We start from the raw sequence: 22,457 nt of genomic DNA, 5'->3' as shown, positions 1-22,457 counted from the left end.
TATTTTACCATAATACTATGCGTTGTGCAATGCCTATTTTCAATATTTTCGCTCGGCGGCGCCGTTAATCCTCGTAATCCACGTTTTCCAAGGTGAATTTGGTGAAAGAAACCGGCTCGATGAAATCGCGCGGCTTGTATTCCACGATATTGAACCGTTTGAGGTGATTGAAGTGCGTGGTCAACGTGACGGGCGTGGAGAGGTCCAGCTGGGTGCAAATCTCGCTCAAAAACGACTCGTACGCCTCTTGTTCGAGCGGCGCGCGATTGCGCACGACGAGGTTGGCAAGCAATTTGTCTCCCTTGATGATTTTGGCCCACAATTTCATACGATTCCCCCTTTTCGTTCCCTTCGGGAACCCGTTTATTATATACGCCCCTCGGGGCTTTGTCAAGCCGTATCCGTCGCGGCCGAAACCGCGAACAAACGCGCGAATTTATCGACCATTCGCGGCCAAAGCGATACGCTCGGCCACTTTGAGCCCATCCGTCGCCGCGGACATAATGCCGCCCGCATAGCCGCACCCCTCGCCGCAGGGATACACGCAGGGATTGCCGACGGCGGTGAAGGCGTCCTCGCGCAAAATGCGCACGGGCGCGGACGAACGGGTCTCGAAGCCCGTAAGCAGGGCGTCCTCGGCGTCGTACCCCTTGATCTTGTGCCCGAACGACTCGAACGCAAGGCGCATGGCGGGCGCAAAGTCGAAGGGCAGGGTCTCGTCCAATCGGGCAAATTCGACGCCCGGACGATAGGTGGGTTGCACCCTGCCGAAGGCGTGCGACGCACGGCCTTTTGCAAAATCGCCCCACAACTGCACTGGGGCTTTGTATCCGCCGCCGCCCAAGCGATAGGCGGTGCGTTCCATCTCTTCCTGCAGGCGCGTGCCCGCCCACAAATCCTCGCCGAGCATGGCGGGCGTGACGCCCACCAACACGGCGGCGTTGGCGTTGACGCCGTCCCGCGCCGCGTAACTCATACCGTTGGTGACTACGGTGCCCTCCTCGGACGAGGACGCCACGACGTAGCCGCCGGGGCACATACAAAAGGTGTACACGCCGCCCATTGCGGTGTGCGCCACCAACTTGTAATCGGCGGGTGGCAACAGCGGATTGCGATAATCCGCGCCGTACAATGCCCGCGAAATATCCGCCTGCAAATGCTCCACGCGCACGCCCACCGCAAAGGCCTTGCTCTCCATACGGTAGCCCCTTGCCTCCATCATACGGTAGGTATCGCGGGCGCTGTGACCGATGGCCAATACGGCGTGCGCGGTATCGTACGCGCCCTTGTCGGTGACCAGCCGCACCCCGCCCGCTACGGGCAGAACGTCGGTCACGCGTTCGCCGAAACGCACCTCGCCGCCCAAGGCGACGATGCGTTCGCGTATGCCCTTGACCACCAACGCCAACTTGTCCGTGCCCACGTGGGGTTTGGCGTCCACGAGGATATCCTCGGGCGCACCGAAGCGCACGAAGGTCTCGAGCACGTAGCGCTGCATCTCGCGATTGCCCGTACCCGTATTGAGTTTTCCGTCCGAAAAAGCGCCCGCGCCGCCCTCGCCGAACTGCACGTTGCACGACGCGTCCAAGCGGCCGTTCTCCCAAAAATCACGCACCTTGCGGGTGCGTTCGTCCACCGATAGACCGCGCTCCAGCACGATGGGACGAAGCCCCGACTCGGCCAAAGACAACGCGCACAGCATACCCGCAGGGCCGAACCCCACCACGACGGGCGGAAGGGGCAAAGGCGATGCCTTGGGCGGAACGTAACGGGGCACTTGCTCCACCGACCGCGACAAACCGACCGAATACACCCATTTCGCGGGTTTGCGGCGGGCGTCCAAACTACGCCGCAGCACCACGAAGGTGCGCACGACGTTTGTCCGCCAGCCGAGGCGGCGGCAAGCGGCGGCCAATACGTCGGCAGAGGTGACCTCTAAATCGAGCGTGAGATTCGTAACCGTTTCCATAGCCGTATTATATCATATATTTTTAGTTGCAGACCATCATTTATACCCCATCATTTCGGCATATTTCTCGGGCTTTCGCCCATCGCGGCGCTTTTTTGCCCGAGCGGCGGGGGTAGAATGGGGATATGGACGAAAATACCGCCTGCGTATTGCGCACCGTACTGCGCCACTACCCCTGCACCAAGCTGTGTATCAAGCAACACAGCGGTCTCAGTATGAGCACCGTCCTGCGTGCCGTCAAAGACCTGGCGCGAGAGGGCTGGCTAACGGTGGACGAGCGCGTCGTGCCCCAAGGCGGCAAGCCGCATGCCGCTATACGTCCCACCCGTCGCCCCGTGTACGGCGCGGCAAGAACGGGCGACGAATGGGCGGTGTGCGCGCTGTACCTGACGGGCGAAACCGAAATCGTGTATGCGGCGGAATTGCCCGACGTCTACCCCCTGTCCGTCGTGGCGGCGACGGACGAAAAGGCGTTGCCGCTCACGGCGCACGTCACGACCGAGGCGGCGGGCGTGGCGGCCTATCTGGCCGTGCACCGTCAAGGGGTATACGTGGACGAGGAACTGCGCTTGTACACGCCTGCGGGGGCGGCCTTGGCGTTGGGGGATCTGCCATCTCCCCTATTGGGGCGCAAGCGGCTCGATTACCGCGAGGCGTTCAAGGTGGGTACGCCCCAACAAAAAATCCGCCTGAAGGCGGAATTGGCGCAATATATCCGAACGATATTGCAAGCGGAAGAGGTGTTCTTTGCAGACGGCGTGCGCCTTGCTCCCGAAGAAGGAGCGGCGTGGGCGAGTATGCGCAGGCTCTTGGGCTATTTGTGATAGCGCACGCCCGCATTGATGCAAAACGCGCGGTATATCTGCTCGACCAGCACCACGCGGCACAGTCGGTGCGGCAAGGTGATGCGCCCGAACCGCACGGCGCAGTCGGCGCGCCGTTTGACAGCCTCGGACAAGCCGTCCGAACCGCCTATGACGAAGGTGAGCGACTCCCCTTTGTCCACGGACGTTTTGACGATGCGGGCCAACTCCTCGCTGGTCACTTCTTTGCCCTCCAAGTCCAACGCGATCACGGTGCCTTTGAGCGCGGCCAAAATGCGCTCGCCCTCCTCCTCTACGGCGCGTTCTACGTCTTTGGGGGCCGTAGACGTATTCTTGCTTTCGGCCAACTCCACCACTTCCAATCGGCAGAAGCGGCCGAGGCGCTTGGCGTACTCGGCGACGGCGTCCCGCAGGTATGGCTCTTTGAGTTTGCCCACGCAAACGACGTAGACGTTCATCTGAGCACCCCCCACACGTAGGTGAACGCGGTCATGGACAAGGTCATGACCAAGGTGACCACCAAAAACAGGTTGTCGGCCAAGGTCGCCTTGCCGTAGGGGCGGTAGGCGTCCAGACTAAGGGCGAACTGCGTGCTCTTTTTGGTGCGGAACAACCACTTTTCGCGCAAGCCCTCGGGCTTGCCCGCCACCTTTTGCAAGGCGGACAACAGCCATATCGACAGCACGAGATTGGCCACCAACAACAAAGCGGCCAACAGTATGGCGTAGGTATTGCTCGTGAAGAAATCGTTGACGACGGCTATCCAACGAAACGCGCCCGTGGGGTGCTGGTCGGCGTAGGCCTCTATATGCGAAAAGGCGTTGTTGCAGAAATGCAAGAGCATGGCGGGATAGATACTGTTGGTCTTGATAGCGAGGAATGCGAATACCATACCGCCCACGAACGCGTAGAAAAATTGCAGGATATTGGTGTGCATGGCGCCGAACAACAGCCCCGACAGCACGACCGTTTCTATCTCGTTGCCCCTGTCTTGGAACGCGTCGATGAGCAACCCTCTGTGCGTCAATTCCTCGAATACGGCGGGTAACAATGCGCCCAACGCGATCCACTTGACCAGATCGCCCATGCCGCCGTAGACGGTGACGCCGCCCACGGGGAAGGTGTACTGCGCCAAGGTCAACGCCAAGGCGTTGAACCGCGCCAACAGTTGGGTGGTGAAGTAGAACGACAGCGCCAAAGGCAACACGACCAGCCACGCCTTGGGCGAAGTGGGCAAGTGATAGCGCCAATTACGCAAAAGGCGCTCGCCGTAGGCGAACGCGGTCTCGCCCTCGTTGCGGCGCTTGACCAGCAACGTGCCCGCCACGGGAATGACGCCCATACAGACCATTTGGCTGACGAGCGTGAACAGCAACTCGGTATCGTTGTCCGAAAGGCGCAACGGAATGGCGGACACGCAAATATTCAGTATGGACAAAGCCAGCATACTGCAAAAATAGACGATGAGCAATTTTCCTCTGACGCTTGTCATGACGCAATCCACCCCGATACCGTACCGATAATCCACAAGATCGCCACCACGCCGAACGCGGCGTAGACGGCTATCATATTCTGCCCTTTGACATAGGTCGTATATTCCCCGTATACGTCGAACGCGCGACGAACGCGCTCGCTCGCGGTGGGGTGCTCGTCCGAGAAAGACAACGCGCCTCTCTCTCGCTCGACACTCTTGACCGTCCGACGGACGAAGAGCCACAGCAATAGGCACACGGCGGGAATGCCCACCGCGGCCATGATAAGATAGACCCACCAAGGTATCGTATACGTCCAACCCCCTTGAATATACGCAAATTCGTGCAAAATGACGATGGCGTTGTTGCAAAAATGGAAAATGACCGAGGTCCAGACCGTGCGCGTAAAATGCACGAGAACGGCCATCACCACGCCTATCAAAAACTGGTGCACCAACTGAATGGGGCTACCGTGCCACAAGGCGAACAGCAAGGCGGACATGAACACGGCGTAGAAAGTGCCCTTCTCTTTCATGGCGCCGAACATCATACCGCGACACAGCATTTCCTCTCCCAAGGCAGGCAGTAGCGCCAAGCCGAACAACCCCAAGACCATGCGATCCCACGAGGAAGAATAGTCGGCGTAGTCGGGCGTGGCGTGGTAGCCCATACGGGCAAACACCCATTGCACCCCCTCGGCCAAGGGCAAAAACGCCAGGACGCAGACGAAGGCCAACGCCACCGTCAGCAAGGCCTGCCACGGCTTGGGCGCACGCTTGAGTCCCATGGCCGCGGGCACGTCCGTGCCGTCCGCACGACCGCCCACGAACACGGCCACGATATACAAAAAGGGCGCCACGAAGGCATAACACCATTGCATAACGTCCTTAGGTAAAGCCGCGCTGAATACGACGGATAGCAATAAAACCGCGCCCACCACCACGCAAAAGACAATGCCCGCCGTAACGGGACGGAAGGATTGTCCGGTGATGGGTTTCATAACTCGATGACCTCGGTGGGAGCCGATTGCGAAGCGACGATCCACTTGACGCCCGCGGCGCCCGTGGTGCCGAACGCGGACTGCGAGGTTTTGAGCGCCAACGAGGGCGTGTTGTTCTCCTCGCTCAAATGCGCCAAAACGACGTATTTGACGCCCGACGCGACCAATTCTTTGACGAACTCGGCGCTTTGGTCGTTGCTGAGATGCCCGTTCTTGCCGCGAATGCGCGCTTGCAAGTCGGGGGGATAGGAGCCGGTGGCCAGCATTTCGAGGTCGTGATTGGACTCCAATATGACCAACTCGCTGCCCAACACGTTTTGCCTTACGCCGTCGGTCACTTCGCCCAAGTCGGTGACGTAGGCGACGCGATGGCCGCCCACCGTGAGGGCGTACCCCACGGGGCACACGGCGTCGTGCATAATGCGGAACGGCGTCACGCCGATGGTGCCGCATTGAAAGCCCGTGTCGAAGTGGTCCTTGCAAAAATGCGAAATGCCGGTGGTGAGCTTGATGTCCACGCTGTACGCGGTGGGACGATTGGCCAATACGGGCGTATGAAATTTGCGCTCGATGGCGACCAAGCCATACGTGTGGTCGATGTGTTCGTGCGTGATCAGTATGGCGTTGATGTCGGCAAGGCCGACGCCGAGGGCGGACAACGCCTGCTCGGTACGACGACAAGAAAGCCCCGCGTCGATAAGGATGTGGGTAACACCGTCCGAAACGTAGGTGCAATTCCCTTTGCTACCGCTTGCTAACACACAGACCTTGGCACTCATCTCAGTTGAACTCCACCTTGCCGGCGACATAGGCCGTCAATTCGCCGATAGGCAAACGAATTTGTTCCATAGTGTCGCGGTCACGCACGGTGACGGTGTCTTGTTCCAAGGTGTCGAAATCTATCGTGACGCACATGGGCGTGCCGATTTGGTCCTGACGACGATAGCGCTTGCCGATGGAGCCCGCCTCGTCGTAGGTGCACATAAAGTGCTTGGTGAGCATATTGTACACCTCGCGCGCTTTGTCGCCCAAATTCTTCTGCAAGGGCAGCACGGCCACTTTGTAGGGCGCGAGGTAGGGATGGAAGTGCATGACGACGCGGGTATCGCCGCCCTCCAACTGCTCCTCGTCGTAGGCGGCGCAAAGCGCGGCCAACAGCAAACGGTCGCAACCGATACTGTACTCCACTACGCTGGGGATAAAGCGCTCGCCCGTGGCAGGATCGAGGTATTGCATACTCTTGCCGCTGTACTCCTGGTGGCGGGAGAGGTCGTAGTCCGTGCGGTTGTGTACGCCGTTCAACTCGCTCCAACCGATGGGGAAGAGATATTGAATGTCGCAAGCGGCCGCCGCATAGTGCGCCAGCTTGTCGTGGTCTTTGAAACGAAGCTCGGCGGGGTCGAAGCCGAGATCGACCAAATAGTCCCACGCCTTTTGCTTGTACTCGTTGTAGTACTTCTCGCTGTCGGCGGCGTGGCAGAACCATTGATGCTCCATCTGCTCGAATTCGATGGTGCGGAAGATGAAGTTGCCGGGAGTGATCTCGTTGCGGAAAGACTTGCCGATCTGCGCGATGCCGAAAGGCACTTTGGCGCGGGTGGTGCGCTGTACGTTGAGGAAGTTGACGAACTCGCCCTGCGCGGTCTCGGGACGCAAATAGATGAGGTCCTGGCCCTCGTCGGTCACGCCGCGGGAAGTGGAAAACATCATATTGAATTGGCGAATGGGCGTCCAGTTGTGCTTGCCGCAACGGGGGCAGTTGATGTGATGCTCCTCGATATAGGCCTCCATCTCCTCGTTGGTCATGAGGTCGGGATTGACCGCGCCCTTGCTGTGCTCCTCGATGAGGTTGTCCGCTCTATAGCGCGTTTTGCACTCCTTGCAGTCCATCTTGGGATCCGAGAAGGAAGCCGTGTGCCCCGAAGCGTCCCACACCCTGCTGTTCATCAGGATGGCGGCGTCCACGCCGTAACTGTTGGCGCTCTCCTGCACAAAACGCTTCCACCAGGAGCGCTTGACGTTGTTTTTGAGCTCCACGCCCAAAGGGCCGTAGTCCCAGGTGTTGGCCAAACCGCCGTAAATATCCGAGCCGGGATATACGAAGCCGACGGTCTTGCAATGCGATACCAATTTGTCCATAGTCAAACATTTTTTCGACATAATCAATCCTCTTGTATCTATGATACAACCATAATAGACCAGGCCCCGTCCGTTTGTCAAGCAAACGCGATATATACGTTGGAAGGAGAAATCCAAGGCGACACTTTGGGATGAAATCCAACTTCGTTGGGAGAAATCCAAGGCATAGCCTTGGGTGAAATCCGCTCGAACCGCGAGCGGATTTCTCCTTGCGTTAGCGATATTTCTCCCCGCGACGTTGGATTATTGTCACCACCGACAAGTCCTCGGCATAGGCTGTAGTAGAAACGGGGAAAACCCGTCGTACATAAGTATTGGGAGGTACATATTATGATGAATTTCGGCGACAACTATCTGTGGATCATTTTGCTCGTTTGTTGCTGCGGCAACAATCTCTGCGACATTCTGCCCCTGCTGCTCATTTTGGAGTGCTGCGGCGGATGCAACAACGGGCCCAAAATGTTCGGCCACAACTGCGGCTGCGGCAAATAATCAACCGGGGGAGGTTTGGCAAACGCCGACCTCCCCCGTATTATGCCGCAACGCGGCGCGATACGCTATCCGCGGCAATCGCCGCGCTTGGCAACGCGGCGCGTAAAAAAGAATGAGGGCGTTCGGAAGATCCGAATGCCCTCGCTTTTCGTTGTGTTGGCGACCAAGCAATGCGCTCGATCGCTCGTTGTCGTTTGCTTACTTGAGGTCGTAGAAGAAGCCCTCGCAGAGGTCAACCACCACGTCGTACAAAGCGTTGTCCATGGCTTTGACGTCGACCGTATTGCGGACGACCTCTTTACCCGTGGTGTCGATGCCCTCGATCTCCACGTCATCGGTGCCCCACTTGGCGATCTTGAGGTTGGTGACGTCGAATTGCGCGTCGCTCATCGCGCCGCCGAAGCGGAAGGAGAAGTTGCACCAGGGCGCGGGGATACCGAAGGACAAGGTGTTGCGCTTGTCGATGCCGCCCGCGAAGTTGCCGATGCCCAAGGTGATGCCGCACTCGTCGATGTCGAGGACGTACATACCCTCTTCGTGCTTGCCGGAGATGTTGTAGACGTGCGCTTCGTTAAGGGCGCCGGTCTCGGGATTGCGCGAACGCAAGGTCAATTCGACGTCGAAGCCGACGTACTCCTCTCTGTTCCAGTCTTGCGTAATGACCATCTTGACGAATTCGTCGTTGGCCGCGGTGACTCTCTCGCCGTCGCTCTCTTTGAAGATGACGGTGATCTTGCCGCCGTCTTTATCCCAATTCTCAAACGCAGCGGTCACGGCGTAGAAGTACTTGGTCTCGGGCGTGGTGATGGCGATGTCGGCGGACATATCGCAAGTGGACGCCAACTTCCAGGAGAATCCCTCCTCGCTTTCGACGGTCTCGATGCAATCCTTGATGTCGATGGTGACGTCTACGACGTAACCCTTATATTCGACGTTGACCCACAGTTTGCCTTCGTAGCCCTTGGTGTTCATCTCCACCTTGACGGTGGCGGCGTCACTATCAAACTCTTCGAGTTTGGGAATGGCCGCTTGCAACACCTTGATGACCTTGTTGTAGACCTTGTAGTCGAGGTCGGCGTGGAGTTGCAGATCGTTCAGGTCGAGTTTGTAATCGAACACTTTGGCGTCGGTGGGTTGACCGTCGGTAACGAACAGACCGAGCAGATCTTTGGCGTTGCTGACCAACGCGATGAGGTTGAAGCCCTCGAAGAGAGAGTCGTTCTTGCCTTCCAACTTGAGTTGCGCGTTGTAGTCGCTCTTGGCTTCTTTGACGATCTTGTCAACTTCTTTCTTGGCGGCTTTGCGGGCCTCGTCGGTATCCGCAACCTCGGCGACGGCGGCGTCGATGTCGGCGATGGCGTTGGCCTTAATGGCGTCCAACCACGTGCTGGAAGACATCACGCCCAGGTCTTCTTTGACCTCGTTGCCCTTGTCGTCTTTGGTGACGTTGTAAGCGTGCTTAGTCACCGCGAGTTTATTGATTTCCTCCTTAGCGGCAGCAACGTCCGCGGCGAGGTCGTCAGCGGTGTAATCCTTGTGGAATTGATCGATGAGTTCCCACACATAGTCGCTGATGGGAGCCAGATTGCTGTCGGTGTCACGCGCAACCAAAGGCAGAATGAACTCCGCAAAGGTCTTCCGGAAGAAGTCGGACTGGCTGGCTTTGGTCTCGTAGTAGGTGCCGTCGTAATAGACGGTCACGGTGCTGTCCCACGCGCCCTCCACGCAGGTGAAGTCGTGGATATACACGTGAGCGAAAGCGTCACCGTTCGCTTTGTTGAGGATGATCTCGGCCGCACCGTCGCGGGTTTCGTCACCGGCGAACAGGGTGAAGGGATTGAACTCGGCACGAGCGATCAACTTGTAGTCGCCGTTGAGTTCGGACTCGGCGTCAACCTTATCCGTATAGGTGATATCCGCCGTGATCTCGCCGTTCATCGGGCTGAAGTAAGTGTACTTGCTCTTGTTGACCTTGGCGGCTTCCACGCCGATCTCGTTGTCGATGGCAAAGTCGCTAATGGTGATGGCCGCGTTGACGGGACCGTACAACTTCTTCTCGTCGTCGTTCTTGTTCCAGCGGAAGTCCTTTTGCGCTACGTTGTAGGCGACTTGCACGCCGCCCAAGGTGGCGTTTTTGGTGCCCATCACGTCGAAGCTCAACGTCAACGCACCGCCGATGCCTTGGAAGCTATCCAAGTCGAGGTTGGGGAAGATGGACTCGATGATGGGGTTGGCCGCGCCGGCAAAGATGGGGCCGATCACGGGGTTACCCAACAAGTTCTTGAACAAGGCGTCCAGGTCGATTTGATATTGATAGCGGGTGCCGCCCGTGATGGCGGTGGAACGGCTGGTCAACAAAGGATCGACGATCCTGACGATCGTACCGACCATGGAGTTGCCGTTGGTCAAATCGGTCAACGCCGCCGAAATCTTGGTATAATTGGGCGCGTGCATATAGAAGGGCTCGCCCTCGGCCTCTTCGGGTTGGACCTTGCCGCACTTGGTGCAGTAGCCGTCCTCGTAGGCATGCTCGCACTCGTCGGCGAAGACGTCGCCGAGGATGGCGCCCACGATGGCGTTGATATCGGCGTTGTCGAGGTACACTTTCTGCTCATACTCACCGAAGTTGAGGCTCAGGAACAAGGTGGCGTCTTTGTAGTACAAGCCCACCAAGATATCATCGGCCAACTCGTCGATGACCTCGATGGCCACCTCGGTATCCTCGGCCAAATAGCCCAACGTGCCGTACACTTTGAGACCGTAGCTCATGGGGCCGATTTGGTTTTCACCAACGCCGTAGTTGAAGGTGAAAGCACCCTCTACGCTACCGCCGAAGGTATAACCGGTACGAGTCTTCTCGCCATTGATAGCGGACTCTTTATAGTCGTTGCCGAACGCTTCGCCTTCCTCGAGGGCCTTCTTCACGGTACGCAAGAATGCGTTGTACACTTCGGCCAACGAAGACTCGAAAGCGGCCGTGCCCGTACCCATTTCGTAGCCGGCATAGACGCCGGGCTCGGCGGCGCGCGCCACCAATTCACCCTCGGCATGATAGCTGTAGGTGTCCTTGTTGTTGAAAGTGAAGGTCAGGCTATAGGCACCGTCGGCTTCCAATTTGGCGGTAACCTTTTTGATGTCGCCCTTCATGCGGTCGGCCTGTGCCTGCAAAGCCGCTTGGAGACCGGTGGTATTGTCCGCCGACTCGATGGCCTCGTTGGTCAGGTATTGGTCGGCATAGATGAGCAACAGGTTGACGTCCGCCTCTCTGTCGCCCAACTCCTCTACCGTCAATGCCTTGCCGGTCGTAGCGGGCGTTTTGTCGCCGTTCGTGGGCTTTTTACCCGTGTTGTCGTCGTCGGTGGTCTGCTGATTGTTGTTTTGATTGTTCTTGTCTTTACAGGCAAACAACGTAACGCTCATTACGACTACCAGCAACACGGCAATAATGGTTATGAGTATTTTCTTCATAAACTATCCTCCTTAAAGATTGCACGATACCGTGCCATTTTCATTGTACGCCATTTCGGCCCGTTTGTCAATACGCATTTTACAATTTCCCTTTGGGAAAGGAAACCGCTGTAGCGCCGCCATGCCGCCCGTGCGATATCGAATCGACGCAGCGTTCGGACACGAAAAAAGGCGTCGGGAAGGGCATTCCCAACGCCTTTTGGTTGTCTTACGGTCGATTAGACCAATTCGACGATGACGACTTCCGCGTCGTCGCCGCGACGGTTGCCCAAACGAAGGATGCGGGTATAACCGCCGGCTTGACCGCTCTCTTGGTTGCGTGCGTCGTATTTCTTGGCGTACACGTTGAAGATCTTTTCGATCAAGGGGTGCTTGATGTCGCGGATACGCGCCTTGTAGGCGGTCTTGGACTCGTCGTACTCTTTGCGCTCTTGCACGTCGTAGAGTTCCGCCATCAATTTGCGGCGGGCGGCCAATTTCTTGACGCCGTCGTTGACGAACTTCTGCTCGACCAACTCGCCTTTGGCATTCTTGACGGTCTTGGTGACTTCCACGGTGTCACGATAGGTGTTGATCGCCAAGGTCAACAACTTTTCGGCCATGCGCTGAACGTCCTTGCCGCGGGGGGCGGTCGTTTCGATTTTGCCATACCACAGAAGGTCGGTGACCTGACCTTTGAGCATAGCCATTCTTTGATCTGTAGGTTTACCTAATTTTCTTGCCATTCTTAGTGCCTCCTTACTCGTCGTTGTTTTTCAAACTCAGACCGAGGTCCTCCAATTTCTTGATAACTTCGTCCAAAGACTTCTTGCCGAGGTTGCGCACCTTGAGCATTTCGTCAGACGATTTCTTCGTCAAATCCTCTACCGTATGAATGCCTGCGCGTTTCAAGCAGTTGTAGCTACGCACGGACAAATCCAAATCCTCGATGGTCATTTCCAACACGCGTTGCTGGGTGTCTTCCTCTTGGTTGACCAGCACGCTCACCTTGTCCATATCGCTGGACAGATCCACGAACAACTTGGCGTGGTCTTCCAGGATCTTGGCGGCGAGGCTGATGACCTCACGGGCCGAGGTGGTGCCGTCGGTGGTCAATTCCACGACCAACTTGTCGTAGTCGAGGCTCTGACCGATACGGGTGTCTTCCACCGTGTAGTTGGTGGCCACCACGGGGGTGTAGATGCTGTCGATGGGAATGTAGCCGATGGGTTGACGGGGATCTTTGTTCTTGTCGGCCGTCACGTAACCTCTGCCCGAACCGATGGTCAATTCCATGTTGACGGAACCGCCCTCGTCGATAGAACAGATGTATTGATCGGGATTGAGGATCTCCAATTCGAGCCCGCATTCGATATCTCTCGCGTACACGGGACCTGCCGTGAACTTTTGCAAGCGAACGACGGGTTTGTTCTCGTTGTCGATGGGAGACAGCGCCTTGAACGCGATCTTCTTGATGTTGAGAATGATTTCAACGACATCCTCGACGACGTTGGGAATGGTGGAGAACTCGTGTTGCACGCCGTCGATCTTGATGCCGACTGCGGCGGTGCCGGGCATAGCCCCCAACAAGATACGACGCAATGCATTACCCAACGTGGTGCCCAAACCTCTCTCGAGGGGCTCTACCGTAAACTTGCCACGACTTCCGTCTTTGCTTTCTTCGGTATCGATTTGGGGTTTTTTAATTTCTATCATATCCTACCTCCTAGTTCTGATTACTTGGAGTACAGCTCGACGATCATATGCTCCTTGATGCTCGAATCTATATCCTCTCTTGTGGGCAACGCCACTACTTCACCTTTCAAAGTCGCTCTGTCGAACGTGACCCACTTGGGTTGCACGTCCACGTTGATGGGTGCGTCTTTGAGGGCCGTAAAGAAAGTGTTGTCGGCTTTCTCGGCTTTGACGGCGATTTCGTCGCCGGCCTTCACGAGATAGGAAGGAATATCCACCTTGCTGCCGTTGACGGTGATGTGACCGTGGCAAACAAGTTGTCTGGCCTGCGCGCGGCTGACGGCGATACCCATGCGGTATACGACGTTGTCCAAGCGGCGCTCGATGAGGATGAGCATGTTTTCGCCCGTGACGCCCTTCATCTTTTCGGCCTTTTCGTAGTACATATAGAATTGTTTTTCCAAGATGCCGTAGATACGTTTGACCTTTTGCTTCTCACGCAATTGTTGTTGGTATCCGCTGACTTTCCTTCTGCCGTTGCGTTGGGGACCCGGAGGGGTGACCTTCTCGCCTTTGTCGAAGGGGCACAACGCCTTGGTCGTGCCGTCTTGGGCTTTGTTGTAACATCTGTCGCCTTTCAAAAACAGTTTGGCACCTTCGCGACGGCAAAGGCGGCAACTGGGACCTGTATATTTCGCCATACATTTACCTCCTTAAACTACAGTCTTCTACGCTTGGGGGGACGGCAACCGTTGTGGGGGATGGGAGAGACGTCCTTGATCAAAGTGACGATCATGTCCTTGTTGCCCAACGCGCGGATCGCGCTCTCACGGCCTTGGCCGGGGCCCTTGACGTAAACCTCTACGTATTTCATACCACAATCCTTGGCCACGTCGGCGGCGGTCTCCGCCACTTGTTGCGCGACGTAGGGCGTGCTCTTCTTGCTGCCTTTGTATTCGAGCTTGCCGGCAGAGCACCAACTGATGGTATTACCTTGCATATCGGTAAAGGTGACTATGGTGTTGTTGAAGGAACATTGAATGTGACATTGTCCTTTCTCTACACGAATTTTATCTTTGCGTTTCGTAACGACTTTCTTCTTTGCTGCCATACGCTACCTCCTATTTCTTGGAACGACTCACGATACGACGCGGACCTTTGCGGGTACGCGCATTACGCTTGCTGCTTTGTCCGCGAACGGGCAAACCTTTGCGGTGACGCAAGCCACGATAGCAGCCGATTTCTCTCAAACGCTTGATGTCCATATCGATTTGACGCTTCAGGTCGCCCTCGACCACGATGTGGTTGTCGGGGTTCTCGATGTACTCACGAATGGCGGACACGTGCGCTTCGGTCAGGTCTTTCACCCGAATGTCGGGATCAATCCCGGTTTCTTGTAATATCTTCTTTGAAGTTGCTAAGCCAATGCCGTAGATGTAGGTTAAACCAATCTCTACTCTTTTCTCTCTCGGCAAGTCAACACCGGATATACGAGCCATTAAATTACCTCCATTTCTCCTTGTAAAATTTTGTTGAATTTATCTTCGATAATTAACCCAACATAGGAGGACAGTCGGTGGAAAACAACTGTCCAGCCGCTCCTACACGGATAAATTACAAAAGTCGCAAACAATATTGTAGCACACTATTTGGTTTTTGACAACCAAATCAGCCCTGCTTTTGTTTATGATTTTTATTTTTGCTGCAAATCACCATCACGACGCCGTGACGACGAATGATTTTGCAATTACCACACATGGGTTTCACAGACGGTCTGACTTTCATTTCCTATTCCTCCATTAGTTTTTGTCACGCCACACGATACGACCTTTGGTCAAATCGTACGGACTCAACTCGACGCGCACGGTGTCGCCTTCGATTATTTTGATGCTTTTGGTCCTCATCTTACCCGAGGGGTAAGCCACGATGACGCGATGACTGGGTTCCAATTCCACTTTGTAGTTTTGGTACGCCATGACTTCGATTACTCTTCCGCTCATCTCGATGACATCTTCTTTGGACATTCCGTTCCTCCTACTTTGCATAAGCGCGCAAGGCGCTCTTGATTTCACTGTCGAATACCTGCTTGCCCTCGGCGAACTTGGCGGCCAACGCCTCCAGATCCTCGCCCCGATACCGCAGATGCTTGGTATTCTTGTTTTTGGGTTTGGCCAAGGTGCGAACCTCGCCGTCTACCACCCAAACGTAGCCTTCTTTGTCGGATAAGGCGCACACGACGTACGCGCGGTCTTTATCGCGACCTTGCTTGGAATACACCACGCTACCTACCTTCATACGCCCTCCTACAGTGTCAATATCTCGACGCCCTCTTGGGTGATGAGAATGGTATTTTCGTAATGCGCGGACGGCTTGCCGTCCACGGTGCGTACCGTCCAACCGTCGCGGGCCGTGTAGACTTCCTTGCCGCCCATGTTGATCATGGGCTCGACGGCGATGGTCATGTTGGCGTGCATTCTTACGCCGTGTCCCGCGGGGCCGTAGTTGGGTACCGACGGATCCTCGTGCATGGCGCGGCCGATGCCGTGACCGACCAACTCCCGCACGACGGAATAGCCGTTGGACTCCGCGTGCTCTTGAATGGCGTTGGACAGGTCTCCCAGCCGCACGCCGTCCTTCATGACCGATACGCCCTTGAAGAAGCACTCTTTGGTGACGTCCATCAGGCGTTGCTTCTCGGGAGAGATGCGCCCTACCGCGAAGGTGCGGGCCGCGTCCCCGTGAAAGCCGTGAATGCAAGCGCCCACGTCCAAGCCCACGATCTGCCCTTCCTTGAGAACGATATGTTTGGAAGGAATACCGTGCACCACCACGTCGTCCACCGAAGCGCAGATGCTTGCGGGGAAGCCGTTGTACCCGAGGAAGGAAGGCGTGGCGCCCTGCTTCTCGATATATTCGCGCGCTATCTTGTCGAGATAGGCGGTGGAAACGCCCTCTTTCACGTGCTCTTCCAACAGTTTGAGCACGTCGCGCACGATGCCGTTGGCCACGCGCATTTTGGCGATTTCGCTATCCGTTTTGACGCTTATCATAGGTTGTCCAACACGGCTTTGATCTTGGCGTATACTTCTTCGACGGTCAGGCCGTTGCTGTCCACGTCTTTGAGCAACCCTTTCGCCCGATAGTAGTCGAGCAAGGGGCTGGTCTCCTTTTCGTACACGGCCAAGCGGTTGCGAATGGTGTCGGGATTGTCGTCTTCGCGTTGGTAGAGAGGCTTGCCGCACTTGGCGCAAGTGGTCTTGCCGCCCAACGTCGCTACGTTGTAGGTCTCGCCGCATACGCACATACGTCTGCCCGCCACGCGCTCGACGATCACCTCGCCGTCCAATATCAAATTGATAACGGCGTCGATGTCGGCGAACGCGGACAAGGCGTCCGCCTGCGCTACCGTGCGGGGGAACCCGTCCAAAATGTAGCCGTTTTTGCAATCCTCTTGGGCCAAGCGATCCTTGACGATGTCGATGACCACGCTGTCGGGCACCAAAGCGCCGCGATCGATGTAGCTCTTGGCCAACAATCCCAAGGGGGTGCCTCCCTTGATATTAGCACGGAAGATATCTCCCGTGCTGATATGAGGAAGGTTGTATTCCTGTTTGACGCGCGTTGCGTGCGTTCCTTTGCCTGCGCCGGGGGCGCCCAAGAAAATCAACTTCATACTATTTCAAGAAACCTCTGTAGTGCTTCATCATCAACTCGTTCTCGAGTTGGGTGTTGAACTCCAAAGCGACGCTCACGACGATCAGCATACCGGTCGCCGAGAAGGCGTTGACCAAGCCCGAATTGCTGGCGCTGCCCGAAGTGAGGATGGCACGGAACACCAAACCGGGGATAAGGGCGATAACGGCCAGGAAGATGGCGCCGAACAACGTGATACGATTGTTGATACGGTTGAGGTACTCCGCCGTAGGTCTGCCGGGACGAATGCCGGGAATGAAGCCGCCGTTTTGTTGGATGCTCTTGGAGATATCCTCGGGGTTGAATTGGATCTTCGCATAGAAGTAGCTGAAGAACAAAATCAACAATGCCAACAAAATGCTGTACGCCCAGGTGCCGACGCCCAAATAACGCGACCACCAACCATAGAATGCACTATCGGGCCAGAAGCTGGCGATGAGTTGGGGGAACATCAAGAAGGACGAGGCGAAGATGATGGGCATGACGCCGGACGAGTTGACCTTGATGGGGATCTGGGTGCTCTGGCCGCCGTACATCTTGTTGCCCTTGACCTGCTTGGCGTACTGCACGGGAATGTTGCGTTGGCTCATATCTATGAAGATGATGAACACGAACACAATCACCACGACGATGAGGTACAGAATGACGCGCCAGATTTGCGCTACGTCGCCCGTGACCACTTTCATTTCGTCGATGAAGCCGCTGATGAAGCCGGACAAGATACCGACGAAGATGATGAGGGACGCGCCGTTGCCCACGCCGAACTCGGTGATGAGGTCGCACAGCCACATGACCACGCAACTACCTGCCACCAAACTGAAGATGACGAACATCATGGAGAAGGCCAAACCCGTAGTGGTGTTGAGCCCTTCCAGGGCGAACATCGGTTGGATATAACCGAATTTGTTGTGCCACATGATCGTAATACCGACGCCTTGCACGACGGCGAGCAATACGGCCATATAGCGGGTGATCTGCGTCATCTTGCGGCGACCTTCTTCGCCCTCTTTGCTCATTCTCTCCAAAGCGGGAATGATGAGGGTGAGAAGTTGCATGATAATGGACGCGTTGATATACGGCAATATACCTAAGGCGAACCACGTACCGTTGGCCAAACTGCCACCCGTGATAGAGGACAAAACGCCGAAGAACTCGTTACCGCCGGTTAGGCTACCAAAAGCACTCGGATTAATGCCCGGCACAGGGATAAAGCAACCTATTCTGTAAATCAACAGGATAAGAAGCGTGATTAATAATTTTTTCCTTATACCCTTCTCTGCGAAGGCATTGACCAAAGTTTTGAACATACTATTACACCTCTTCCGCTTTGCCGCCGACCGCTTCTATGGCTTGCTTGGCGCTTTCGGTAAAGCATTTGGCTTGTACGGTCAAAGCCTTGGTCAATTCGCCGCCGCCCAACACCTTGAGGCCGTAGGGCGCGATCTTGCTGACCAGACCTTTCTCGACGATGCTCTCTGCGTTCACCACTTCGCCGGCCGCGAACAGGTCGTTCAAAACACCGATATTAACGGTCGTATACTCTTTTTTGAAATTGTTGGTGAAGCCGCGCTTGGGGATGCGACGAGTCAAAGGCATTTGGCCGCCTTCGAACCCGGGGCGCACGCCGCCGCCGCTACGGGCCCATTGACCCTTGTGGCCTTTGCCGGCGGTTTTGCCGGTACCGGAACCGATACCTCTACCCAATCTTTTTACGCTCTTCTTTGCGCCGGGGGCGGGAGACATTTCATTCAATTTCATAGTCTACCTCCTTACTCTGCGTCTTCCACCTTGACGAGGTGGGAAACCACTTTGATCATGCCGCGCGTGCAGGCGTTGTCTTCCATCACGACGGAACTACCCGTTTTGTGGAAACCCATCGCCTTGACGGTGGCTTTTTGTTTTTCCAATGCACCGATGGTGCTCTTGACTAACGTAATCTTCAATTTAGCCATAAGTACCCTCCTTATTTCTTGTCGACCAAGGTCAACGAAGAAACTTCTTCTACGCTCAAACCGCGAAGCGCCGCGATTTGCTCGGCCGTGCGCAATGCTTGCAAGCCGGCGATGGTGGCGCGGGCGCAGTTGATGGGGTTGTTGCTGCCCAGGGATTTGGCGCGGATGTCCTTGATGCCGGACATCTCCAATACCGCACGCACGGGGCCGCCGGCGATGACGCCGGTACCTTCCTCGGCGGGCATCAGCAACACTTTGCCGCAGCCGTATTCGCCGACGATCTCGTGAGGAATGGTGGTGCCAACGATGGGGATGATGAACACGTTGCGCTTGGCGGCGGTTTCGGCCTTGTTGATGGCGTCCACGGCCTCGGCGGCCTTGCCCATGCCCAAACCGACTTTGCCGGCGTGGTCACCCACGCACACCAACGCGGCTTGACGGGTATTTTTACCACCCTTGACAACCTTGGTAACGCGGTTCATCGAAATGGTTACTTTATCGAATTCGTCTTTTTGCTCGTGTTTTGCAAATCTTTCTTGTCTTGCCATAGCGCCCTCCTTAGAAATTCAAACCGCCTTCTCTTGCGCCGTCCGCCAAAGCGGCGACACGACCGGTGTAGAGATAACCGCCACGGTCAAAGACGACTTCCTCGATGCCCGCGGCCTTGGCCTTCTCGGCCAACACCTTTCCAACGTACTTGGCGGCGGCGGATTTGTCCATCTCGGTAATTTGAGCGGCGATTTCCTTCTCGACGGTAGAAGCGGCGGCCAAAGTCTTGCCGGCGACGTCGTCGATGATTTGCGCATAGATATGCTTGTCCGAACGGAACACGCAAAGACGAGGTCTTTCGGGGGTGCCGAAGATTCTGTTGCGGATTCTCTTATGCCTCTTTACACGCTCGGCATTCTTATCAATTTTACTTATCATATCCTACTCTCCTTATTTACCGGCAGTCTTGCCTTCCTTCTTCACCAACACTTCATCTTTGTAGCGAATGCCGTAGAGATGATAGGGATCGGGAATACGGATGCGTTTGATGTTGGCGGCCGTTTGACCGACCAACTCTTTGTCAATGCCTTTCACCGACACTTCGGCACCGTTGCAGGTCAAGGTGATACCTTGGGGAGCGGTGACGACCACGGGGTGAGAATAACCCACGTTGAAGGTCAGTTGGTTGGCGCCCGTGGCGGTGACTTTGTAGCCGACGCCGTTGACGACCAGCACTTTCTCGTAGCCCTTGCTGACGCCCACCACCATATTGTTGATGAGCACGCGGGTGAGGCCGTGCAAAGCCTTGTTCTTCTTTTGGTCGTCCTGACGGGTGACGTACACGTGATTGTCCTTCACTTCGATGCCCATGGTGGGCGCGAAGCTACGGGTCAACGTGCCGAGGCTGCCTTTGACGGTGACGGTGTTGTTGTCGCCCAAGGTGACGGTGACGCCTGCGGGAATGACGATAGGTAATCTTCCTATTCTACTCATGGGGCACCTCCTTACCAAACGTAAGCCATCACTTCGCCGCCCAAGTTGGCGCTACGCGCCGCCTTGTCGGTCATGATGCCCTTGTTGGTGCTGATGATGGCCACGCCCAAGCCGCCCAACACTTTGGGCAGTTCGTCGGCGCCGGCGTACACTCTCAAACCGGGACGGCTCACGCGCTTCAGACCGTTGATGACTTTCTCGCCCTTGGGGCCGTACTTCAACGTGATGCGAATGACGCCGGTATAGTCTGCTTTGCCTACCAATTCGACATTGGTGACGTAACCTTCGTTCTTCAAAATCTCCGCGACGGCGATCTTGGTGCGCGAACGGGGAATATCCACCACAGTGTGTTTGGCGGTCAAGGCGTTTCTGATTCTTGTAAGCATATCTGCTATGGGATCCGTTACGTACATACGCTACCTCCTAATTACCAACTCGATTTCTTCACACCGGGGATTTGTCCTTTATATGCCAATTCTCTGAAGCATACTCTGCAGATGCCGAACTTACGCAACACGGCGTGGGGACGGCCGCACAGTTTGCAACGCGTATAGCCGCGTACCGCATACTTCGGAGCCTTCTTTTGTTTGTTTTTCAAAGACGTTTTTGCCATATCTTATCCCTCCATTAGTTGCGAGCAAAGGGCATACCCATCAATGCCAACAACTCTTTTGCTTCCTCGTCGGTGTTGGCGGTGGTGACGATGCAGATGTCCATACCGCGCACTTTTTCCACTTGTTCGTAAGTGATTTCGGGGAAGATCAATTGCTCTTTGACGCCCATCGCGTAGCTGCCTCTGCCGTCGAAAGACTTGGTGGGCACGCCCTTGAAGTCTCTCACGCGGGGCAACACGACGTTCATCAACTTATCCAAGAAGTCGTACATTCTGGGGCCGCGCAAGGTCACCTTGCAACCGACGTTCATACCCTCGCGCACTTTGAAGTTCGCGACGCTCTTGCGAGCGCGGGTGATGATGGGTTTTTGACCGGCGATCTGCGTCATTTCTTCTACGGCTTGTTGGAACGCTTTGGCGTTATCCTTCACGTCGCCCAAACCCATATTGAGCACGATTTTCTCGAGACGGGGGATTTGGTGAACGTTCTTATAACCGAATTTCTTTTGCATTTCGGGTGCGACGTACTCTTTGTAGCGCGTTACCAAGCGGTATTCGCGGTTGTCGCCTGCTTTTACCTCGGCCGCAAGTCCCTTAGCGGCCTGATTCTTAGCTTCTTTCTTTTTGTCTGCCATAGTCTACCTCACTTACTCTTCGTCGGCCTTTTTCTTGGCTTTCTTGGCCGCTTTCTTGGCGGTGGATTTGCCCTTGGTGGCTTCTACGGAAGCGCCGCACGCTTTGCACACGCGCACTTTCTTGCCGTCCACGATTTGGTGACCCAAACGGGTGGCTTCGTGGCACTCGGGGCAGATGACCATCGCGTTGCTGGCGTCGAATGCGGCGGGTTGCTCGACGATGCCGCCTCTTTCGTTGGCACGACGGGCACGCACGCACTTGCTGACGATATTCACGCCTTCCACCACGATGCGGTTCTCGGCGGGATACACTTTGATGACTTGACCGGTGGCACCTTTATCTTTGCCTGCAATAATTTTTACTGCGTCGCCTTTCTTGATTTCCATACCGATCCTCCTTACAGCACTTCGGGTGCCAAAGAGATAATTTTGATGTAATCCTTATCTCTCAATTCACGCGCGATGGGTCCAAAGATGCGGGTACCGCGGGGCTGCTTTTGCGCGTCGATGATGACGGCCGCGTTGTCGTCGAAACGGATGTGCGAACCGTCGGGACGGCCGATACCTTTGGTGGTACGGACGATAACGGCTTTGACCACGTCGCCTTTCTTAACCGTGCCGCCGGGGGTGGCGGTCTTGACGGAGGCCACGATGACGTCGCCGATATTGCCGAACTTGCGGAAGGAACCGCCCATTACTTTGATACATTGCAATACTTTTGCGCCGGTATTGTCGGCAGCAATCAATCTACTTTGGGGTTGTATCATATCTCTCCTCCTTACTTCGCTCTCTCGAGGATGCGTACAACGCGCCAATTCTTGTCTGCGGACAGACGGCGAGTCTCGGCGATCTCAACCGTGTCCCCGACTTTGCACTCGTTGTTCTCGTCGTGGGCTTTGTATCTCTTGGTGATTTTAACGGTCTTTTTGTAGAGAGGATGTTTGTATTTCACGTCGAGGGCGACGACCACGGTTTTGTCCATTTTGTCACTCACTACGACACCCACTCTGGTTTTTCTCAAATTTCTTTCGATAGCCATAGTCT

Annotated in this window: 32 protein-coding genes; 2 read left to right on the top strand and 30 right to left on the bottom strand. The window is 55.9% G+C overall.

The window, feature by feature from the left end; all coding sequences use genetic code 11:
* Positions 1-64 precede the first annotated feature (64 nt).
* On the bottom strand, positions 65-328 hold the full coding sequence (locus tag II896_01625) for a hypothetical protein (GenBank protein ID MBQ4443345.1): 264 nt from the start codon (positions 326-328) through the stop codon (positions 65-67).
* 108 nt (positions 329-436) lie between these two features.
* A complete protein-coding gene (locus tag II896_01620) occupies positions 437-1,969 on the bottom strand; it encodes a hypothetical protein (protein ID MBQ4443344.1) in 1,533 nt (510 codons plus the stop codon).
* Positions 1,970-2,094: 125 nt separating this feature from the next.
* Here II896_01620 and II896_01615 point away from each other — a divergent pair, with 125 nt between their 5' ends.
* Positions 2,095-2,793, top strand: a complete 699-nt coding sequence (locus tag II896_01615) for a hypothetical protein (GenBank protein ID MBQ4443343.1) — start codon at positions 2,095-2,097, stop codon at positions 2,791-2,793.
* On the opposite strand, the gene rlmH is transcribed toward II896_01615, so the two are convergent.
* From rlmH to II896_01590, 5 genes are read right to left on the bottom strand one after another with little or no spacing between them, the layout of a single operon-like run.
* Positions 2,784-3,251, bottom strand: a complete 468-nt coding sequence (gene rlmH, locus II896_01610) for a 23S rRNA (pseudouridine(1915)-N(3))-methyltransferase RlmH (GenBank protein ID MBQ4443342.1) — start codon at positions 3,249-3,251, stop codon at positions 2,784-2,786. The two genes, II896_01615 and rlmH, sit on opposite strands and share 10 nt — an antisense overlap.
* Positions 3,248-4,321 (bottom strand): CPBP family intramembrane metalloprotease, encoded by a 1,074-nt coding sequence (locus II896_01605; protein MBQ4443341.1) that lies wholly within the window; start codon positions 4,319-4,321, stop codon positions 3,248-3,250. The genes rlmH and II896_01605 overlap by 4 nt, the downstream gene beginning before the upstream one ends.
* Positions 4,282-5,265: a CPBP family intramembrane metalloprotease gene (locus II896_01600; protein MBQ4443340.1), complete on the bottom strand. Its 984-nt coding sequence runs from the start codon at positions 5,263-5,265 to the stop codon at positions 4,282-4,284. The genes II896_01605 and II896_01600 overlap by 40 nt, the downstream gene beginning before the upstream one ends.
* Complete coding sequence (locus tag II896_01595) at positions 5,262-6,044, bottom strand: MBL fold metallo-hydrolase (protein ID MBQ4443339.1); 783 nt, start codon at positions 6,042-6,044, stop codon at positions 5,262-5,264. The genes II896_01600 and II896_01595 overlap by 4 nt, the downstream gene beginning before the upstream one ends.
* Position 6,045: 1 nt before the next feature.
* Entirely contained in the window at positions 6,046-7,428 is a 1,383-nt protein-coding gene (locus II896_01590; protein MBQ4443338.1) for a glycine--tRNA ligase, read from the bottom strand.
* A 306-nt stretch (positions 7,429-7,734) separates the two neighbouring features.
* Between II896_01590 and II896_01585 the strand changes: the two genes are divergently transcribed.
* A complete protein-coding gene (locus II896_01585; protein ID MBQ4443337.1) occupies positions 7,735-7,896 on the top strand; it encodes a hypothetical protein in 162 nt (53 codons plus the stop codon).
* A gap of 198 nt (positions 7,897-8,094) precedes the next feature.
* Here II896_01585 and II896_01580 read toward each other — a convergent pair whose 3' ends face one another.
* The 23 genes from II896_01580 to rpsQ all read right to left on the bottom strand — a co-directional run bounded on the left by II896_01580 (position 8,095) and on the right by rpsQ (position 22,452).
* Positions 8,095-11,364: a hypothetical protein gene (locus tag II896_01580; protein ID MBQ4443336.1), complete on the bottom strand. Its 3,270-nt coding sequence runs from the start codon at positions 11,362-11,364 to the stop codon at positions 8,095-8,097.
* A 218-nt stretch (positions 11,365-11,582) separates the two neighbouring features.
* A complete protein-coding gene (gene rplQ, locus II896_01575) occupies positions 11,583-12,089 on the bottom strand; it encodes a 50S ribosomal protein L17 (protein MBQ4443335.1) in 507 nt (168 codons plus the stop codon).
* Positions 12,090-12,102: 13 nt separating this feature from the next.
* Positions 12,103-13,059: a DNA-directed RNA polymerase subunit alpha gene (locus II896_01570; protein ID MBQ4443334.1), complete on the bottom strand. Its 957-nt coding sequence runs from the start codon at positions 13,057-13,059 to the stop codon at positions 12,103-12,105.
* Positions 13,060-13,079: 20 nt separating this feature from the next.
* Positions 13,080-13,739, bottom strand: a complete 660-nt coding sequence (gene rpsD, locus II896_01565) for a 30S ribosomal protein S4 (protein MBQ4443333.1) — start codon at positions 13,737-13,739, stop codon at positions 13,080-13,082.
* A gap of 17 nt (positions 13,740-13,756) precedes the next feature.
* The gene (rpsK, locus tag II896_01560) at positions 13,757-14,149 is read right to left on the bottom strand and encodes a 30S ribosomal protein S11 (GenBank protein ID MBQ4443332.1); all 393 of its coding nucleotides are present in this window, start codon (positions 14,147-14,149) and stop codon (positions 13,757-13,759) included.
* A gap of 10 nt (positions 14,150-14,159) precedes the next feature.
* Positions 14,160-14,537, bottom strand: coding sequence for a 30S ribosomal protein S13 (rpsM, locus tag II896_01555; GenBank protein ID MBQ4443331.1), 378 nt, complete (start codon positions 14,535-14,537; stop codon positions 14,160-14,162).
* 169 nt (positions 14,538-14,706) lie between these two features.
* Positions 14,707-14,823 (bottom strand): 50S ribosomal protein L36, encoded by a 117-nt coding sequence (rpmJ, locus tag II896_01550; GenBank protein MBQ4443330.1) that lies wholly within the window; start codon positions 14,821-14,823, stop codon positions 14,707-14,709.
* A gap of 14 nt (positions 14,824-14,837) precedes the next feature.
* Complete coding sequence (gene infA / locus II896_01545; GenBank protein MBQ4443329.1) at positions 14,838-15,062, bottom strand: translation initiation factor IF-1; 225 nt, start codon at positions 15,060-15,062, stop codon at positions 14,838-14,840.
* 10 nt (positions 15,063-15,072) lie between these two features.
* Entirely contained in the window at positions 15,073-15,333 is a 261-nt protein-coding gene (locus II896_01540; protein ID MBQ4443328.1) for a KOW domain-containing RNA-binding protein, read from the bottom strand.
* 8 nt (positions 15,334-15,341) lie between these two features.
* Positions 15,342-16,088: a type I methionyl aminopeptidase gene (gene map, locus II896_01535; protein MBQ4443327.1), complete on the bottom strand. Its 747-nt coding sequence runs from the start codon at positions 16,086-16,088 to the stop codon at positions 15,342-15,344.
* On the bottom strand, positions 16,085-16,711 hold the full coding sequence (locus II896_01530) for an adenylate kinase (protein ID MBQ4443326.1): 627 nt from the start codon (positions 16,709-16,711) through the stop codon (positions 16,085-16,087). The genes map and II896_01530 overlap by 4 nt, the downstream gene beginning before the upstream one ends.
* 1 nt (position 16,712) lies before the next feature.
* Positions 16,713-18,038, bottom strand: coding sequence for a preprotein translocase subunit SecY (gene secY, locus II896_01525; protein MBQ4443325.1), 1,326 nt, complete (start codon positions 18,036-18,038; stop codon positions 16,713-16,715).
* 4 nt (positions 18,039-18,042) lie between these two features.
* Entirely contained in the window at positions 18,043-18,489 is a 447-nt protein-coding gene (rplO, locus tag II896_01520) for a 50S ribosomal protein L15 (GenBank protein ID MBQ4443324.1), read from the bottom strand.
* A gap of 11 nt (positions 18,490-18,500) precedes the next feature.
* Positions 18,501-18,683: a 50S ribosomal protein L30 gene (gene rpmD, locus II896_01515; GenBank protein MBQ4443323.1), complete on the bottom strand. Its 183-nt coding sequence runs from the start codon at positions 18,681-18,683 to the stop codon at positions 18,501-18,503.
* 11 nt (positions 18,684-18,694) lie between these two features.
* The gene (rpsE, locus tag II896_01510) at positions 18,695-19,231 is read right to left on the bottom strand and encodes a 30S ribosomal protein S5 (GenBank protein MBQ4443322.1); all 537 of its coding nucleotides are present in this window, start codon (positions 19,229-19,231) and stop codon (positions 18,695-18,697) included.
* 10 nt (positions 19,232-19,241) lie between these two features.
* Positions 19,242-19,610, bottom strand: coding sequence for a 50S ribosomal protein L18 (gene rplR / locus II896_01505; GenBank protein MBQ4443321.1), 369 nt, complete (start codon positions 19,608-19,610; stop codon positions 19,242-19,244).
* A 12-nt stretch (positions 19,611-19,622) separates the two neighbouring features.
* Positions 19,623-20,165 (bottom strand): 50S ribosomal protein L6, encoded by a 543-nt coding sequence (rplF, locus tag II896_01500; protein MBQ4443320.1) that lies wholly within the window; start codon positions 20,163-20,165, stop codon positions 19,623-19,625.
* Positions 20,166-20,176: 11 nt separating this feature from the next.
* Positions 20,177-20,578: a 30S ribosomal protein S8 gene (gene rpsH / locus II896_01495; protein ID MBQ4443319.1), complete on the bottom strand. Its 402-nt coding sequence runs from the start codon at positions 20,576-20,578 to the stop codon at positions 20,177-20,179.
* A gap of 14 nt (positions 20,579-20,592) precedes the next feature.
* A complete protein-coding gene (locus II896_01490; protein MBQ4443318.1) occupies positions 20,593-20,778 on the bottom strand; it encodes a type Z 30S ribosomal protein S14 in 186 nt (61 codons plus the stop codon).
* A 14-nt stretch (positions 20,779-20,792) separates the two neighbouring features.
* Positions 20,793-21,413 (bottom strand): 50S ribosomal protein L5, encoded by a 621-nt coding sequence (gene rplE, locus II896_01485; GenBank protein ID MBQ4443317.1) that lies wholly within the window; start codon positions 21,411-21,413, stop codon positions 20,793-20,795.
* 12 nt (positions 21,414-21,425) lie between these two features.
* Positions 21,426-21,800 (bottom strand): 50S ribosomal protein L24, encoded by a 375-nt coding sequence (gene rplX / locus II896_01480; protein MBQ4443316.1) that lies wholly within the window; start codon positions 21,798-21,800, stop codon positions 21,426-21,428.
* Positions 21,801-21,811: 11 nt separating this feature from the next.
* Entirely contained in the window at positions 21,812-22,180 is a 369-nt protein-coding gene (gene rplN, locus II896_01475) for a 50S ribosomal protein L14 (protein MBQ4443315.1), read from the bottom strand.
* 11 nt (positions 22,181-22,191) lie between these two features.
* Positions 22,192-22,452 (bottom strand): 30S ribosomal protein S17, encoded by a 261-nt coding sequence (gene rpsQ, locus II896_01470; protein MBQ4443314.1) that lies wholly within the window; start codon positions 22,450-22,452, stop codon positions 22,192-22,194.
* Positions 22,453-22,457: the final 5 nt, after the last annotated feature.

The organism is Clostridia bacterium (assembly GCA_017394805.1).
In the GTDB taxonomy this organism is placed as follows: domain Bacteria; phylum Bacillota; class Clostridia; order Christensenellales; family CAG-1252; genus RUG14300.
Note: the sequence above shows the minus strand (reverse complement) of the source record. Positions and strands in the feature narration are given on the sequence as shown.